Below are 14336 nucleotides of genomic sequence, written 5' to 3' on the forward strand. Positions count from 1 at the left end.
ATATGTGACCGCAGATCCATGTATGGATCCGCGTAATGGTTGTACGCCTCATGGTGGTGATGATATTCAGACTGTAGACATTAATAACGAACCTGAACGCGTTTCGCCGATGCGCACAACACAGGTGCGTACCCAATCAAATCCGCCGCAAAGCCAAACAGGGCCAGTAGATAGTTATTCAAATGCCTTAGCAACACAGCTCGGGACTGATTCAGCAATTGCAATTGTTGATTATCTTAAAAAGTTCAATGGTAAAAACGATAACCCGAATATCGTCATTAACAGTTACAAACTATCTAATGGTAAACGAGTACCTCACACAATGTGTCGACCAGTTGAAAGATTTTGTGACAACGTAGATTTTGACGTAACTATCAACACTAACTCTGGTGTGACGGTAAATTATGAAGCGCGTATAACTTCAAGAGAAGAAGTTAAACGCTTCAACGCAGTTTGGGACTCTCTATTCGGTTTTTTTGAAGGTGAATATACTTGTGTCTTAAGTTCGACCGGTACAGCATCTAGTGGAATAATGAAAGGACAACTCGTTTGTTATTGGAGTCCCTATTAACCTCCATCCGCTTAACGCAAATTTAGCGTCTCAATGAACGATTAATGTGTGAGCTAGGCCCTTCAGTCTTGTTCACACTTTCTAGTTTTACCTTGCACACCTGTTTAAAATAGCCAAACACATCTCAAGCTAAATCTTAAAGCCTCCCCTTGGCTTTGAAAAATGCGAGCGCGACACACTTCGCAGTAAATGGCCTGTTTTTAGAGCTCATAAGCTAAGCGCTCAAAGGGAGATCGGTCACGCATAAAACACTTTATTTCGCTTTCGAAATGGTGGAATAATCGCAAAGATTTATTCTATCCATACGTGTTCATTGATTAGGTCTTTGTACATATGAAACAAGTACAGTTAACTGACGAAAAACAGGCTGAATTCAACAAATAGTCTCAAGCACTATTGTCAGATCGCCGTATTTAATCCACTTAAACACGGCAATTTGTGCAACTAATCATGCCCACTTCTGGTGTTATTTTTCAGGTGCACTGACATAGTGTAGGCCGCTTTCAATTCTGGCAAACCAATCGGCAATATTACCGAAGTCACTGAGGTTTATGCCCGACTTTACAGCCAATTTTGGATACGTGTATAACGCAATATCCGCAATGCTCGGTTTAGTACCTAGCAAATAGTTTCTGTCGTTTAAGTGCTTATCAAGATAAGTGAAAAAATGAATCGTCTTGTCGTAAGTTTGCTCCAAATCACCAGGTTTTCCAATCACTTTGATACCGCGATATAAATTTGGACCATTGAGCACCTCTCCGGCTGACATAGATAAGAACTTCTGTATCTCGGCGCGAAGTAAAGCATTTTGCGGATACCAAGTTTTATCTTCATCGTACTTTTCAGCAAGGTATACGAGTATCGCATTTGAGTCACAAATTACCGCATCACCATCAACCAACACAGGTACCTGACCCAACGGGTTTAGCGCTAAAAAATGATCGGATTTGTGCTCTTGAGTGTGTGGATCTAACAGCTTTAACTCATATTCTATCCCTAGAATAGATAAAAAGTGCCTAATTTTATGACTATTTCCAGAACGTGAAAAACTATATAAGGTGATACCTGACATACCAAAAGGATCCTTTTACTGTAATTTTATATCTGCGTCGGGTGATGGCTCACCCGGCTACCACAGATAGTTTTTCATAGACGCCCTACCGAGTAAATGAAGTATTTTTGAAGATTGCAACACACGTTAATCACTGTTGCGCTGAGCAGGTAAATCGCTTTGATACTCTACAAACTCCACCTCAAATCCATCAGGGTCAATAAAGTAAACATTTTTACGATAAGGGTGCTGCGCACCGGTCTTGTCCACCTTATAACCCGCATCATTCAAGCGCTTAATCACACCTTCTAAACAATTCACGACATAAGCAAAGTGACCAAGGCCGACCTGATGTCCAGATAGCACCTTGTTTTCGCCTTCGCCATGATCACTAAAAGCAAGATAATGGAAGTCGTCACCAAAATGAAGCCACTGTCTTGGCTTGCCAAACCACTCCCCATGACCTTTACTTCTCACCTTCCAATGGGGAAAGGCAGCCCGATAAAAGTGCAGTGCCGACTCTATATTTTTGACTACAAGATTGACATGTTCTAAGTACATACGCGCGCCTTATTTGTTTTCCATGGTGTGATTAAACGTTGAGTTTTTATCAAAAATTAATTGCGCTATATAAGCTTTGATGAGTGTTTTCATTGTCTTTCCTCCTTTGAGTTGAACACACCTTAAAAGCTCAACTTAACTTGAGGTAAAGGCTTTTTTATACTTTTTATAGATGTGACAAGCGCTCAGCAAATACACTCTGGATAAACTCTACAAAGGCGCGAACTTTGGGAATGTGTAAACGGTTTTTTGGATACAGTGCATACACCTCCACTGCAGGCAACTGCCAGTGAGGTAGGACACGAAGCAATATACTTTGTTCTGGTTCTTGTGCACACATGTAGTCTGGCAATATGGCGGTGCCCACCCCATCCAAGACCATTTGTTTAAGCACCACGTAGTCGTCAACACGCATTCTTGGGACAACTGAGATATCACACTGTTGCGCCCCGTTTTGAAGACGGATCATTTCAGATTTTTGAATACTACTCATCAGTAACACAGCGTGATTTTCAAGCTCATGAGGCGATGCTATCGGACCGTACTGCTTCATATAACTGTAACTTGCGTACAACCTGCGAGAAACACATCCTAAGCGTTTGGCAATCAAACGAGAATCGGCCAATTCGCCGATACGTATCACCAAGTCAAACCCTTCATCAATCACATCGACACGGCGGTTTAGTAAACTGAGTTGTAAATTGACCTGTGGGTGCGCACGCATAAACTGACTCAGTACCGGTTTAAGGATCTCATGCCCCATACCAACAGACATACCAACTTTGAGTTCGCCGGATACCTCGGTAAGCGCTTGCGCAACACTGGCATTGGCCAACTCAACCTGTTCTTTAATTTGCCGACAGTGCGTAAGGTACGTTCTGCCGGCTTCAGTTAAATGTTGCGAACGGGTGGTGCGCTGCAAAAGCGTGATCCCCAAATTCGCTTCAAGTTGTGTAATTTTTCGGCTTAAATTGGCCTTTGGCATATTGAGACGCTCAGCCGCCAAGGTAAAACTGCCCGCATCAACGACGGCTAAAAATAACAGCATTGAATTCAGATCTGTTTTCTCCATTACTCACCCCTATTGTTGTTGAATGTGGAAAAGTAATTTTATTTTATAGGTATATATAAAACAACCGGCTTTCCTTAGACTTTACTCATCACTTCGAAACAGATTAAACACAAAAGGAAACCACGATGAATATTCTTTCTAGAGACACACTACAGTTAGGCGGATTTGCAGGGATCACTGAGCACAGACTAGTTACCGACAGCCGAGTATTTGCAGGGCGTAAAAAGCCTGAAACATTTGAGGGGCTAGGCAGTATGGTATACCTAGCAGACGCCCGCTACCTGCCACAAGGCCAATCGGGTATGCACCCACACAGCGAAATTGACGTCATTTCAATTGTGCTAGAAGGGCGCGTCAGTCACGAAGGTTCGCTTGAGCACGGCAAAGATTTAATCGCAGGAGATGTACAAGTTCAAAGGGCGGGCGGTGAAGGTTTCAGTCACAATGAAATTAACCCTGATAACCAACCTAATCGCATGTTGCAAGTATGGGCACTACCTGAAGTATCTGGGCAAGCTGCTGAATATAAGTCTTATACACCTAAAACAAAAGGTACAACACGCATTTATGGCGGCGACCAATCACAAACAGATACCTTCGCCAGCGCCACTACAATGGACATCGTCCATTTAGATACCGCTGACAGTATCGAGATAACCAATGATGCCTTGGTTTATGTTATTGCTGGTAATGCGGAGCTGCGCCACAAAGATGAATCCATTGAAATAAAAGAAGGTGATTTAGTTAGAAATACAGAGCTAAAAATCGTCGCTAGAGCACATACACAACTGCTTGTTGTCTCTCATCGCTAACCTCAGCTTAAACAATAGGAGCAATGACTATGAAAACCAGCACACCGAATCAACATTTACTGGCTTTGATCAACTACATTGCATTACTGCCACTGGTGTATTTTATTCCAGACCTGATAGCGCCATTTATTGGCGCAAATAAACTGCTGCATGTTGCCATTGCTGTGGCACTTATCGTGCCCGTGATCTCTTACGTTGTCATGCCTGTTGCGGTCAAGCTACTTTCAAGGAACAACGTACAATGATGACTACACAATACCACCCACAGTGTGGGTGGTTAAGTTGTCTATCGACGATAAGTTATCAATGGAATGACAAGCCATACATTAGCACGCGGCCTGCGTTATAGTAATCAGCCGTGCCTGTTGCTGAGATTCTGATTTTAGAAGTCGTTACAGCCTGCGGTAATCTGTAAAGCTCTCTGACAAATCCCTTGCTAGGAATGCTAGAGGTAAATTCAAAGTCTCCCTTTTTGACCCAAGCGCCATTTTCCCATGCTTCCAGCGTAAATGTGGTTAATCTATTGCCTTGACCGTTATTGTACGTGCCTAATTTGAAAGACTGTATGGTAAAGTTTCTTTTCAGCTCTATTGAAAACGACATGGGGAAAGGTAGACCGCCCGTGTCTGACTGCAAATAAATACCTTTCGTTGCATCATCTGTATCCATCAGGCAAGTCTCATTCAGAGGTCTGGTGTAATCAAATTCCCCTCCAGAGAATACCGGATCTGAGTCCAGACGGACAACATCAGAACATGCAGGTGGGGTTGTTAAAGCATCACTGTATTCAAAGCCAAAGTCCCCCTTGCTGCCGTTAGAGCCGTACCAAGTGCCAGTCCAGACATTTGCGGCGTTTCGAGTACCTGTAAACCATTTTACGTTGCCATTGTCATTGAGTTTAAAGTGAACTCTAGGCTCTAGACCACTGCCGTAGAAAGCGTTATTGGTTTCTTCAACTTCACCTGACAAAGTCACGTATTGGCCATCGTTGCCAATAAGCATATTTCCCTGTTGAGTTAAGTTTATTGAAATCGAGTTGGTTGCATGGTTAACACCATCAAGTGAATCATCAAAATTAATCACAACGTTTTGCGCAAATGCACAGGGCGCTGCGAAAAGTGAAGCCAGAACAATCCTTTTACTAAGTTTCATGTATATACCTTTAAGTTAGTTGTTTTTTTGATCAATTACAGATATCTACCGCTATAGACTCCGAGCGAAAGAAAATAATTACAAAATTTTGTTGTGAAATTGTTACATGTAGGCAAGGTTAAATATATCCACCAAAAGCTTGGTTTCTTAATTCACGGTAAGCTGTGCTCATGTTTGTGCATTCACAGTCTATAGCTATAACTGAAATATTGACTAAGTTAAAGGGATACGTATCTGTCGAATATAGAGGTTAGAAATATTTTACCGGGGTTCGAGTGGTAATGTGCAAGTGTGATATCGGGGTCAAGCGGCGGATAGGAACTTTGCTGCCAAGGCGTGTCCTTTAACTTAACAATGTAGTGGTGAGCCGTGCTCTGTGCGTTGGCAATACAAGGCAGCACCATACTGGTAATCAGTAAAGATGAACATTGGAATTTCATAGACATTGTCAACCCCCTTTACAAACACGAATCGAGCTTTGCCCATGGCTGTCCAGCACCATGATTTTGCGCTGGATTTATGCCTCGATTCCACCAGCGAGCCCGATATTCTATGTCATTGAGGTGGACTGTTGTTCCTTGACCATAAGCGACTGTCGCCGACCATGGGGTACTGCCAGTGCAACCCGGAGGCTTTTCACCAATTTGAATTTGTAAAGAAAACTCCGCTGATAAACCTTCATTGTCGGCGACACGTAGGGTAACAAGGTAGTTGCCCGCTTTGGCATATTGGTGACTGACAGCCCCTTGTTGTGAGGTGAAGCCATCACCAAAGTCCCACAGATAAGTCACTATCTCGCCGTCATCACTAGAGCTATCGATTAAGTGCAACGTTAACTGTTCCGCCTGGTAGGTAAAGTGTGCTGTTGGCGCACCATCATTGGTTGTGCAAGTGCCATCAAATTGCCATACATTCGGATACGCGGCAGGCTGCGCGCCAGTTCCCCAATGAATCGCGGTGTATTTGTTGTTTTGATATTTTACTTTGTCCCCTTTTCGGTATTCTGTACGGCTATTCCACAGTGGTCGGTCTTCACAAATTGGCGCTATACCATCATCAATACCCAGCTGCTTTACCTTAAACCCTTGAATGTTATCTGTGTTTGTCACCTTTAGTTTGACTACATAGACGCCCTCTTTGGCATAAGCATGGGTAGGTGATCGCTGTGTCGAACTGTTGCCATCACCGAATTCCCAAAAATACGAAACGATCCCTTGGTCATCATGCGATGCATCTTGAAATGACACGGTTAAATGCACCGCTTCGTGGGTAAAGTCGGCCATAGGTAAACCCGTTACTGGTTGGCACTTGAGGTTTTTTAGGTACTCATTAGCGGCAAAGGCTTTAACAATACCGAATCCATAGTAGTCATCTCGGCCTAGCTCTCCTCTATCTTGAGCAGTTGCTTGCAGCGCTTTGCGGATCTGCGCATTGCTACAATTTGGGTGATGCCCCCAAATTAATGCAGCAACCCCCGAAACATGGGGCGTCGCCATAGAAGTGCCACTCATGGTACCGTAATCGCCAGAGTTTAAAGTAGAAAGCACGTCAACACCCGGCGCTGCCAGCTCAACCTGATCATTATGGGTCGAAAAGCTCGCGCGTTCACCTTGTTCATCAACTGCCGCAACCGCAACAACATTGTCATAAGATGCCGGATAGTGCTGACTTTGCACGCCACTATTGCCAGCGGCGGCGATGTGCAATACGCCTTGTGCATACGTGTCATTAAAAGCAATACGCTCAGCTTCTGAGGGCTGCCCACCCCCTAAGCTCATGCTAGTAATTTGGGCACCCGCAGCAACACATTGATATATTGCGGCGGCAATGTCTGAACCATAGGCCCAACCTCCGCCGTTGTTGAAAACTTTGACAATATGCAAGCCTAGCGTGCCTGAAGGGTTCACGCCCACAACGCCAAGGTCATTGTTACCAATCGCGGCGACGGTCCCGGCAACATGGGTTCCATGGCCATGACCATCCTGATACCAATGACCGGTGTTGTGCTCTCCATAACCATCACTACCTGTGATACCTAAGTTTGGCAAATCAGGGTGGCCCAAAGTATAGCCAGTATCTAAAATACACACTTTTCGGTGCGGTGCACCGATATCACGGAGTAGATCTGCTTCGACCATTCTAATGCCGTATGGTGTAGTCTGCGCACTTAAATATCGCTTGGGGTCCACTTCAATTGATTGAACATCAGGATGGTTTTTTAAGCTGAGATACTGATCCGGCGTTAGCGTTAACGCCATTGCATATTGCTCTAAAAGATGTTGCTGTGGCTGCGTTGATAGTTTTTCAGCCTGTATATTGAGATACCCCTTGGCATGTTCAAGTTGTTGAGTAACTGATAGGCCCTGCACTTTAGGGGCATTAAATGTCACGATATAGCGATTATCCTCAATGGCTACATGTTTGCTCTGCTGGCCAGCCACGATGAGATGAGAGAAAAAAGATAAAGACAAAACTAAACCCCAAGCAGTTATTCTGTTGGGCTTAAAAGATACTTTGGTGTTATTCATAATTAGCTCAATTGAAACACCTTGGTCACACAAACCGTGACCAAGGTGGATTAGAATAAAAAGGTGGGCGAACCCACCCCAGGTTGGTTAGCTAATACCAATCGGCATGAACAGAGTCACAAGAATGGCAATTAAATTGCATTCCCCCGGCAATACGTTCCAGTTGACGCTAACTACTCAAACGACTTGCCATGGGTTATCAGCAAATTTGCACACTCAAATTTATGCCCCTATGCATACTGATTGGTAAGTAATGAAACCGAATTAGTCACACTGCCCGTTGTTGATCCACACATCCCAACGGCCAGAATATTGCTCAGGGTTTTTCCGTGTGGACCATTTCGCCGTGTATTTGACGTTATTGAGATGGACTTGATCGTCCTTCACGTAGGTTTTGTTGGCTTGCCAAGCAGGGAGTCCACCGCACGTTTGAACACCTTGATCGACTCTCAATATCATCACTTTACTGCTAGAAAGCTGAGCTTGGTCTTGTACCGTCAACGTAATTGTATACTCACCTTTGGTGGCAAAGGTGTGGGTAGGCGCTTCGTGTGAGGAGAGATTGCCGTCACCAAAATCCCATTGATAACTGACAATGCCATTGTCATCCCAAGAATTATTAATAAATTTGACAGTTAAGCCATTTGCCTGAGCGCTGAAATCCGCTGTGGGCGCAACGTTAGCTGCATAACAACGACCTTGTTTTTGCCAAATATCAGGATAACGCGTTGGATAGGTTGCAAACGTGTCTTGTTTCGCAATGTATTTGTAGTTTTGATAAAAAACCCGATCGCCAGGTGCATACGTTTGGTGCACAGAAAATGCTGGCAGCCCTTCACATTCATCGGGTAGGCCACTGTTAACTATCACCTCTTGCTGGCTGATACTCGCTTTGCCTTGAGCATCGGTTGCAAGTAAAGTGACATAATAACGACCATCATTTATATAAGTGTAAGTTGGGTTTTGCTCCGCTGAAGTATCTTTCTCTGGATTGTTCACATCGTTGAACTGCCAAAAATGACTAATAACAGCGCTGTCATCGATGGACTGATCAATAAAAGACACCGTTTGTGCGTCTATCGAATGGCGATAGTTTGCAACGGGTTGCTGATTGAGTGCACCGTCGCAACCATGTTCAGTTAAGTAGTCACTTGCGGCCTTAGCCTGCACGATCCCGTAGCCATAATATTGGTCTCGACCATCCGTGCCTCTATCTTGCGCACTTAATACCAACGCATTGCGAATATGCGCATTGGCACATTCACGATGATTACTCCACACCAGCGCGGCAACACCTGTCACATGAGGTGTCGCCATAGACGTGCCACTCCATGCTGCATAACGGTTACCAGGTAGTGTTGAGTTGACCTCAACTCCCGGCGCTGCCAGCTCAACTTGACCATGAAACTGGGAAAAGCTCGCCCTGTTGCTGTGTTTGTCGACCGCAGCGACCGATATTACATTGTCGTAAGACGCTGGATAGTGCTCCATTGAAGAGCCATTGTTGCCGGCCGCCGCGATATGCAAGATACCTTCGGCATAGGTTCGATTAAACGCGTCGTTTTCCACCGCAGAAAATGACGTGCCGCCCAAGCTCATATTAATGATATCAGCGCCAGCGTCAGCACACTGCTCTACCGCAAACGTAATTTCAGATCCGTAAGTCCACTCTCCCTTATCATCAAATACTTTGACAATATGCAGCCCAACTGTGCCAGACGGGTTTACACCGACAACGCCGAGGCCATTTCCGCCAAGGGCAGAAATGGTGCCTGCAACATGGGTGCCGTGACCATGCCCATCATGAAACCAATCGCCAGTGTCGTACTCACCATGACCATCATCTCCAGTTACGCCAGTACTCGGTAAGTCAGGATGATCAGGTGAATAACCGGTATCCATCACACAGACTTTCACATTGCTTGCTTGTGCATCTGACAACAGCCTAGCTTGAACCAAATCTATCCCATAAGGAATTGTTTCAGCAGCCAAATACCGCTTTGGATCTACTTCAATATACGCTGTATCTGGATGCTTTAACAACGCTTGATATTGGCGCTCCGATAACTTTGCAGCAAACGCATTTTGATTGGGTAAAGCACGTAAAACTTGGCTATCGATGTCTTTAGCTAAATGTACCATCAGCTGTGTTTTTGCCAGTGCAAGATGCTCACCTTGCATACCCTGAAGACTCAAACGCTGTGAAATTGCAGCGTCATTCATTTTGACGATATAACGCTGTGAATCGTCCTGTGCGAGCAAATTATTGGATAATAAGGCACCTAAAAGCCCCAAATTGATCAGCGACAGCTTGCCGCATCTTCGTTTGTCTGTACCAACATATACATTATTCATGATGACTGTCCTTACATGCTCATAATTAAATGTTTTGTATGCTACTAAACTCAGTGCGCCACAAAACATCTTTTATTTCAGCCACATGCAATCTCTCATTTAGCGATAGTTCACTATGTTGAGTGTGTTACTAACTTTTTTGCAATCTTAGTGGCCATTGCAATACACCAAGCTAATCACACAAGATGTGGCCCCGAAAAAACCGCCCTATTGTCTGTTTCATTTTATCTATAGAAATCATAAGCCCGAATACAATGTATACAATATAAAATTGATTGTATACATGTTTTTAACCTTTGGTTCACACAAGGTGTTGTTTGAAGTGCGATGTTGAGCGCAAATTGGGCATGTTCATCAGCTAAGTTCGCTGACAATTTAAAACAGATGTAACAGCAGGATTGTGATCTTGAAGCTTACAACTCTGAGTGATTGATATGTAAGTCTATTGTCTCATTACATTAATGGATACATGTAAACGTCAATGTTGTTTGGTCAGTGCTAAATCCGCTACTGTGCAACCCCTCTTCTATGCAAAAATAGTGTACCGATTGTACATATTAGCATCCATTATCACTGCTAATTGCTTATATTGGCTGTTTTCCAAGCCACTGAACTCTAAATTGTTGGGGTGAGACACCAGTTTGCTTTTTGAAGAAACGGCAAAAATAACTAGTGTCGTCATACCCCAGATCATAAGAAATTGTTTTGATGTTTTTATTTGAAAAAGCAAGTAAGCGCCTTGATTCAACCAGTACTTTTTCGTGCAATAATTGCGTCACTGATTTACCAAACTGTACTTTGGTTGATAAGCTGTGATTTTGAAAAAGAATTCAAAGAAGGCCGTTTGATCCGTTAAATCCATAACTGCGATAGATGGTAGCGCCTCCTTACTGGGCTTTAATAAAACAGGCTTTTAACAAGGAGGTTAAATACCTTTTAGCTTGCGCATAAGATCAAAGCCGAGCTTAGTGACTTTTTGCCCTTTGAGTTTATGCAACCCTGAAATATTAGATAAAATGATATAGCCTGACTTATTTTGTAAGTCTAGCAACATAACTGAGCTATAGCCGCCAGTTCCTCCATCATGAAAATACACGGTATCGGTTTTATTTGAGCTATCTAATACATACCAACCTAAAGCCATTTTGGTAAATCGTTTTTCATACGTAAGTTGCTGTTGGCATTGTGTCCAAGACAACATGCCGTCAAATTGTGCAGCGGCGAATTGACCGAGATCTTGAACGGTCGACAGTACAGCTCCAGCTCCTTGCAATACCCCTAAATCCCAATTGTTGATTGGCTCGCCACTTTTACTCAGACCCATAACCAACTCACCATGAACATCACGCCAATTACAGAAACTACGATGCATATTGAGCGGTTCAAAAATACGTTTTTGCAGGAGCTGCCCATAATTCATGCCATCCATCTTAGCCAGCACATAGCCCAGCAATCCCATCCCTAAGTTGGAATAATTGTGTGTGCGTTTGGTGTTGAGTTTTATATCATGGGCAAGATGCGTCAGAAGATCTGATTCCAAATAGGCAGCATAAGGGTTGTTTTTACGCTTAAACATTGCCTGCCAGAGCAGCCCTGGCGGCAGTCTGGGTAGGCCGGATGTGTGTGTTGCCAAAGACTCAAAGGAAATTTCTGCATTGTCACGAATGTCAATCGCTAGATGTTCATTTATAGCATCATTTAAACTCAGTTTTTTCTCACACACCATTTGTGCTAGCACTGCACAAGTAAACAATTTAGTTAATGAGCCTATTTCGAACACCGATGTACGGTTGTCGACTTGCTCAACACCTTTTCGACCGTGCCTCGCACCATAGTAGTGACAGTCACCGGCCACAAACTTAGCCACTGCCAGTTCAGTGTTGGGCGAAAACAAACCTACAACACTATTTATTGCTTGTATTTCTTGATCGTCAAACTGCATATTCGTGCCCTTCCTTCTGTGCTGCTTTTATTGGAGCACATGCGCGGACACACAACAAAACGAATAACGTAAGCAAATGTTTATATTGAAATAGATTGCGTTGCGCTGAACACACTAAATCGCTATAGCAACAACTGCTCCCGGTAACTCCCAGGCGATACCCCACACCAAGTAGTAAATGCGCGAATAAATGAATTAGATTCTTGATAACCCAATAAAAAAGCGATTTCACTGAGTGACACATGCGACCTGCTAAGATAATGTTTGGCCAATTGTAGGCGCACATCTTGTAACACGCGGTGAAAAGTAGTTTGTTCCTCGGTTAGCTTGCGCTGTAGGGTACGTTTACTCATAGTCAGCTTTTGTGCTACAAATTCTATGTCGCTGTGCCCTGCTGGCAGGGATTCAACCAACACCGCACGCACTCGCTCCACAGTTGTGGCCGTCGCAGTGAGATCCGCCAGCTTTTGCTTCAGCCCACCTTCGAAGTAAGTCCACATACCTGAGTTTGCCGTCAAAAAAGGACGCACTGCATCTTCTGCTTTAAACATCAAAGACAGCTTGTTACCAAGCTTGGGTTTACACCCAAAAAATGCCTCGTATGCCGCTAAATTATTCGGTAATTCCGGTAATACCACCGCCAAAGGCGTCACTTCATGACGAGTTGCCAAGCGCAACAGCTTAGTGAAAAATACCATTTCAGTCAGTGCTAACACGGTTGGAACTTCGCCTTCATACCCATAACAAGACAGTGCCATCTCGGTACTCTTTTCATTCACGTCGAGATCCATTTTCATTGGGCCAATTAACGGTTTGTAATGTTGGATCCGAGACAGAGCCGTGTTTAGATCAGGACTACAAAGCGCGGCAAACAAAGGGGCATCGAAAACCTCAACGGTCAAATGTTCAGCAACCAATAAGGGAACATCTCGACCCTCTGCGGCTTTTTCAATCGCCAGCCACCAAGCGAAATACTCTTTAGGTGAAAGCATTACCGAATCTCTATTGAGTATGTCCGCCGGCAACTTGGAATAAGCCACCACTGTCTCAACATCAATATTCATGTCTTTGAGTAATATTTTACAATTGGAATGCACCGTAAACTTGCTAGCAATTTTCATAACTTGTTACTTTTCCATTGATTGACGCGATAACTTAAGCACCACTTTGCGTGGCAATAAAGGTGTGATCCAATTTAGTAAAAACTGTAATTTATGCTCATTAAAGGCCACCAGCTTACCTTTTTGCATCGCTCGATACCCACATTCAGCCACCGACTTTGCCGACTTCGCATGTTTCCACACATCAACGCCCTCAAGGTTCCCCGCCGCCACAAAACCTGTATTAACCGCACCAGGACACAGTGCAGTGGCCGTCACGCCGGTGCCGTCCAGCTCTTCTGCAACAGCTTGTGTATAAGAAGTCACGTAGGCTTTTGTTGCGTAGTATACCGCCTGCAATGGTCCCGGTAAAAATGACGCCGTGGAAGACACATTTAAAATGCGCCCGTGTTTTCGGGCAATCATGCCTTTTGAATATAAGTGAGTAAGATCGGTCAATGCAGTGATATTTACTTGTACCATTTGTTGATCCGCTTCAAGATCGCGCTGGTAAAACAACCCGTGGCCCCCAAAACCAGCATTATTAATTAGCACATCAATGTCGATATTGAGCGCATTGGTTTTATCAAAAATACGCTGCGCCGCGTACGGTTGAGATAGGTCTTCAATTATCACAGTCGCTTTGATGCTGTATTTTATTTCAAGCTCTTTTGCCAACGCATTAAGCTTATCTAGAGAGCGAGCAACCAATACCAAGTCGCCCCCTTGCTGCGCGTGAAGATGCGCCAGTTCTAAACCTATACCACCCGATGCGCCTGTAATAAGTGCTGTATTTGCCATTTGTTTTGCCTCTGCTTAAACCCCGCTGAACAATTAAATCCAGTATAAACATTCAAAACACGCCACACACTGACAATTTGTGACACCCAACATGCAAAAGGCGACAACATCACTCAAAGTGTGCCAAAGTGGAAACCCCCATTACAGTTTGAAAGTAGTCAGGAGCCGTGTTGCCCATAACCATCAAGCGCCTCAGCCATCATCCTGACGAAGGTCAGGATCCATCTCACGCTATGCCATCAAACTCAACTGCACCTCAGCCGTCATCCTGACGAAAGTCAGGATCCATCTAACTCTATGCCATCAAACTCAACTGCACCTCAGCCGTCATCCTGACGAAAGTCAGGATCCATCTCACTCTATGCCATCAAACTCAACTGCACCTCAGCCG

Annotated in this window: 13 protein-coding genes; 3 read left to right on the plus strand and 10 right to left on the minus strand. The window is 44.1% G+C overall.

Annotation, left to right across the window (positions count from 1 at the left end; all coding sequences use genetic code 11):
* Positions 1–571, plus strand: a 571-nt coding sequence (locus MHN81_RS27715) for a hypothetical protein (RefSeq protein ID WP_239427347.1), incomplete at its 5' end; no start/stop codon positions are given.
* A 466-nt stretch (positions 572–1037) separates the two neighbouring features.
* On the opposite strand, the gene MHN81_RS27720 is transcribed toward MHN81_RS27715, so the two are convergent.
* From MHN81_RS27720 to MHN81_RS27730, 3 genes are all read right to left on the minus strand, one after another.
* Positions 1038–1643, minus strand: a complete 606-nt coding sequence (locus MHN81_RS27720) for a glutathione S-transferase family protein (RefSeq protein ID WP_023398266.1) — start codon at positions 1641–1643, stop codon at positions 1038–1040.
* Between the two features lie 126 nt (positions 1644–1769).
* The gene (locus MHN81_RS27725; RefSeq protein ID WP_023398267.1) at positions 1770–2183 is read right to left on the minus strand and encodes a VOC family protein; all 414 of its coding nucleotides are present in this window, start codon (positions 2181–2183) and stop codon (positions 1770–1772) included.
* A 166-nt stretch (positions 2184–2349) separates the two neighbouring features.
* Positions 2350–3255: a LysR family transcriptional regulator gene (locus MHN81_RS27730; RefSeq protein ID WP_239427348.1), complete on the minus strand. Its 906-nt coding sequence runs from the start codon at positions 3253–3255 to the stop codon at positions 2350–2352.
* A 125-nt stretch (positions 3256–3380) separates the two neighbouring features.
* Between MHN81_RS27730 and MHN81_RS27735 the strand changes: the two genes are divergently transcribed.
* Together MHN81_RS27735 and MHN81_RS27740 are read left to right on the plus strand one after the other, a co-directional pair.
* The gene (locus tag MHN81_RS27735; protein WP_239427349.1) at positions 3381–4067 is read left to right on the plus strand and encodes a pirin family protein; all 687 of its coding nucleotides are present in this window, start codon (positions 3381–3383) and stop codon (positions 4065–4067) included.
* A gap of 29 nt (positions 4068–4096) precedes the next feature.
* On the plus strand, positions 4097–4312 hold the full coding sequence (locus MHN81_RS27740; RefSeq protein ID WP_239427350.1) for a hypothetical protein: 216 nt from the start codon (positions 4097–4099) through the stop codon (positions 4310–4312).
* Between the two features lie 58 nt (positions 4313–4370).
* Here the strand turns inward: MHN81_RS27740 and MHN81_RS27745 are convergent, their stop codons facing one another.
* From MHN81_RS27745 to MHN81_RS27775, 7 genes are all read right to left on the minus strand, one after another.
* A complete protein-coding gene (locus tag MHN81_RS27745) occupies positions 4371–5219 on the minus strand; it encodes a hypothetical protein (protein ID WP_239427351.1) in 849 nt (282 codons plus the stop codon).
* Between the two features lie 218 nt (positions 5220–5437).
* Positions 5438–5665, minus strand: coding sequence for a hypothetical protein (locus MHN81_RS27750; RefSeq protein WP_239427352.1), 228 nt, complete (start codon positions 5663–5665; stop codon positions 5438–5440).
* 12 nt (positions 5666–5677) lie between these two features.
* Positions 5678–7747 carry a S8 family serine peptidase gene (locus tag MHN81_RS27755; protein ID WP_239427353.1) on the minus strand — a complete coding sequence of 690 codons (2070 nt, stop codon included), beginning with the start codon at positions 7745–7747 and terminating at the stop codon, positions 5678–5680.
* Between the two features lie 264 nt (positions 7748–8011).
* Positions 8012–10102, minus strand: coding sequence for a S8 family serine peptidase (locus tag MHN81_RS27760; protein ID WP_239427354.1), 2091 nt, complete (start codon positions 10100–10102; stop codon positions 8012–8014).
* A 925-nt stretch (positions 10103–11027) separates the two neighbouring features.
* Positions 11028–12044: a serine hydrolase domain-containing protein gene (locus tag MHN81_RS27765; RefSeq protein WP_023398278.1), complete on the minus strand. Its 1017-nt coding sequence runs from the start codon at positions 12042–12044 to the stop codon at positions 11028–11030.
* Positions 12045–12166: 122 nt separating this feature from the next.
* Positions 12167–13165: an AraC family transcriptional regulator gene (locus MHN81_RS27770; RefSeq protein WP_239427355.1), complete on the minus strand. Its 999-nt coding sequence runs from the start codon at positions 13163–13165 to the stop codon at positions 12167–12169.
* Positions 13166–13171: 6 nt separating this feature from the next.
* Positions 13172–13945 (minus strand): SDR family oxidoreductase, encoded by a 774-nt coding sequence (locus MHN81_RS27775; RefSeq protein WP_239427356.1) that lies wholly within the window; start codon positions 13943–13945, stop codon positions 13172–13174.
* Positions 13946–14336 lie beyond the last annotated feature (391 nt).

Origin of the sequence: Pseudoalteromonas sp. Of7M-16 (assembly GCF_022347805.1) — a bacterium.
GTDB lineage: Bacteria > Pseudomonadota > Gammaproteobacteria > Enterobacterales > Alteromonadaceae > Pseudoalteromonas > Pseudoalteromonas luteoviolacea_F.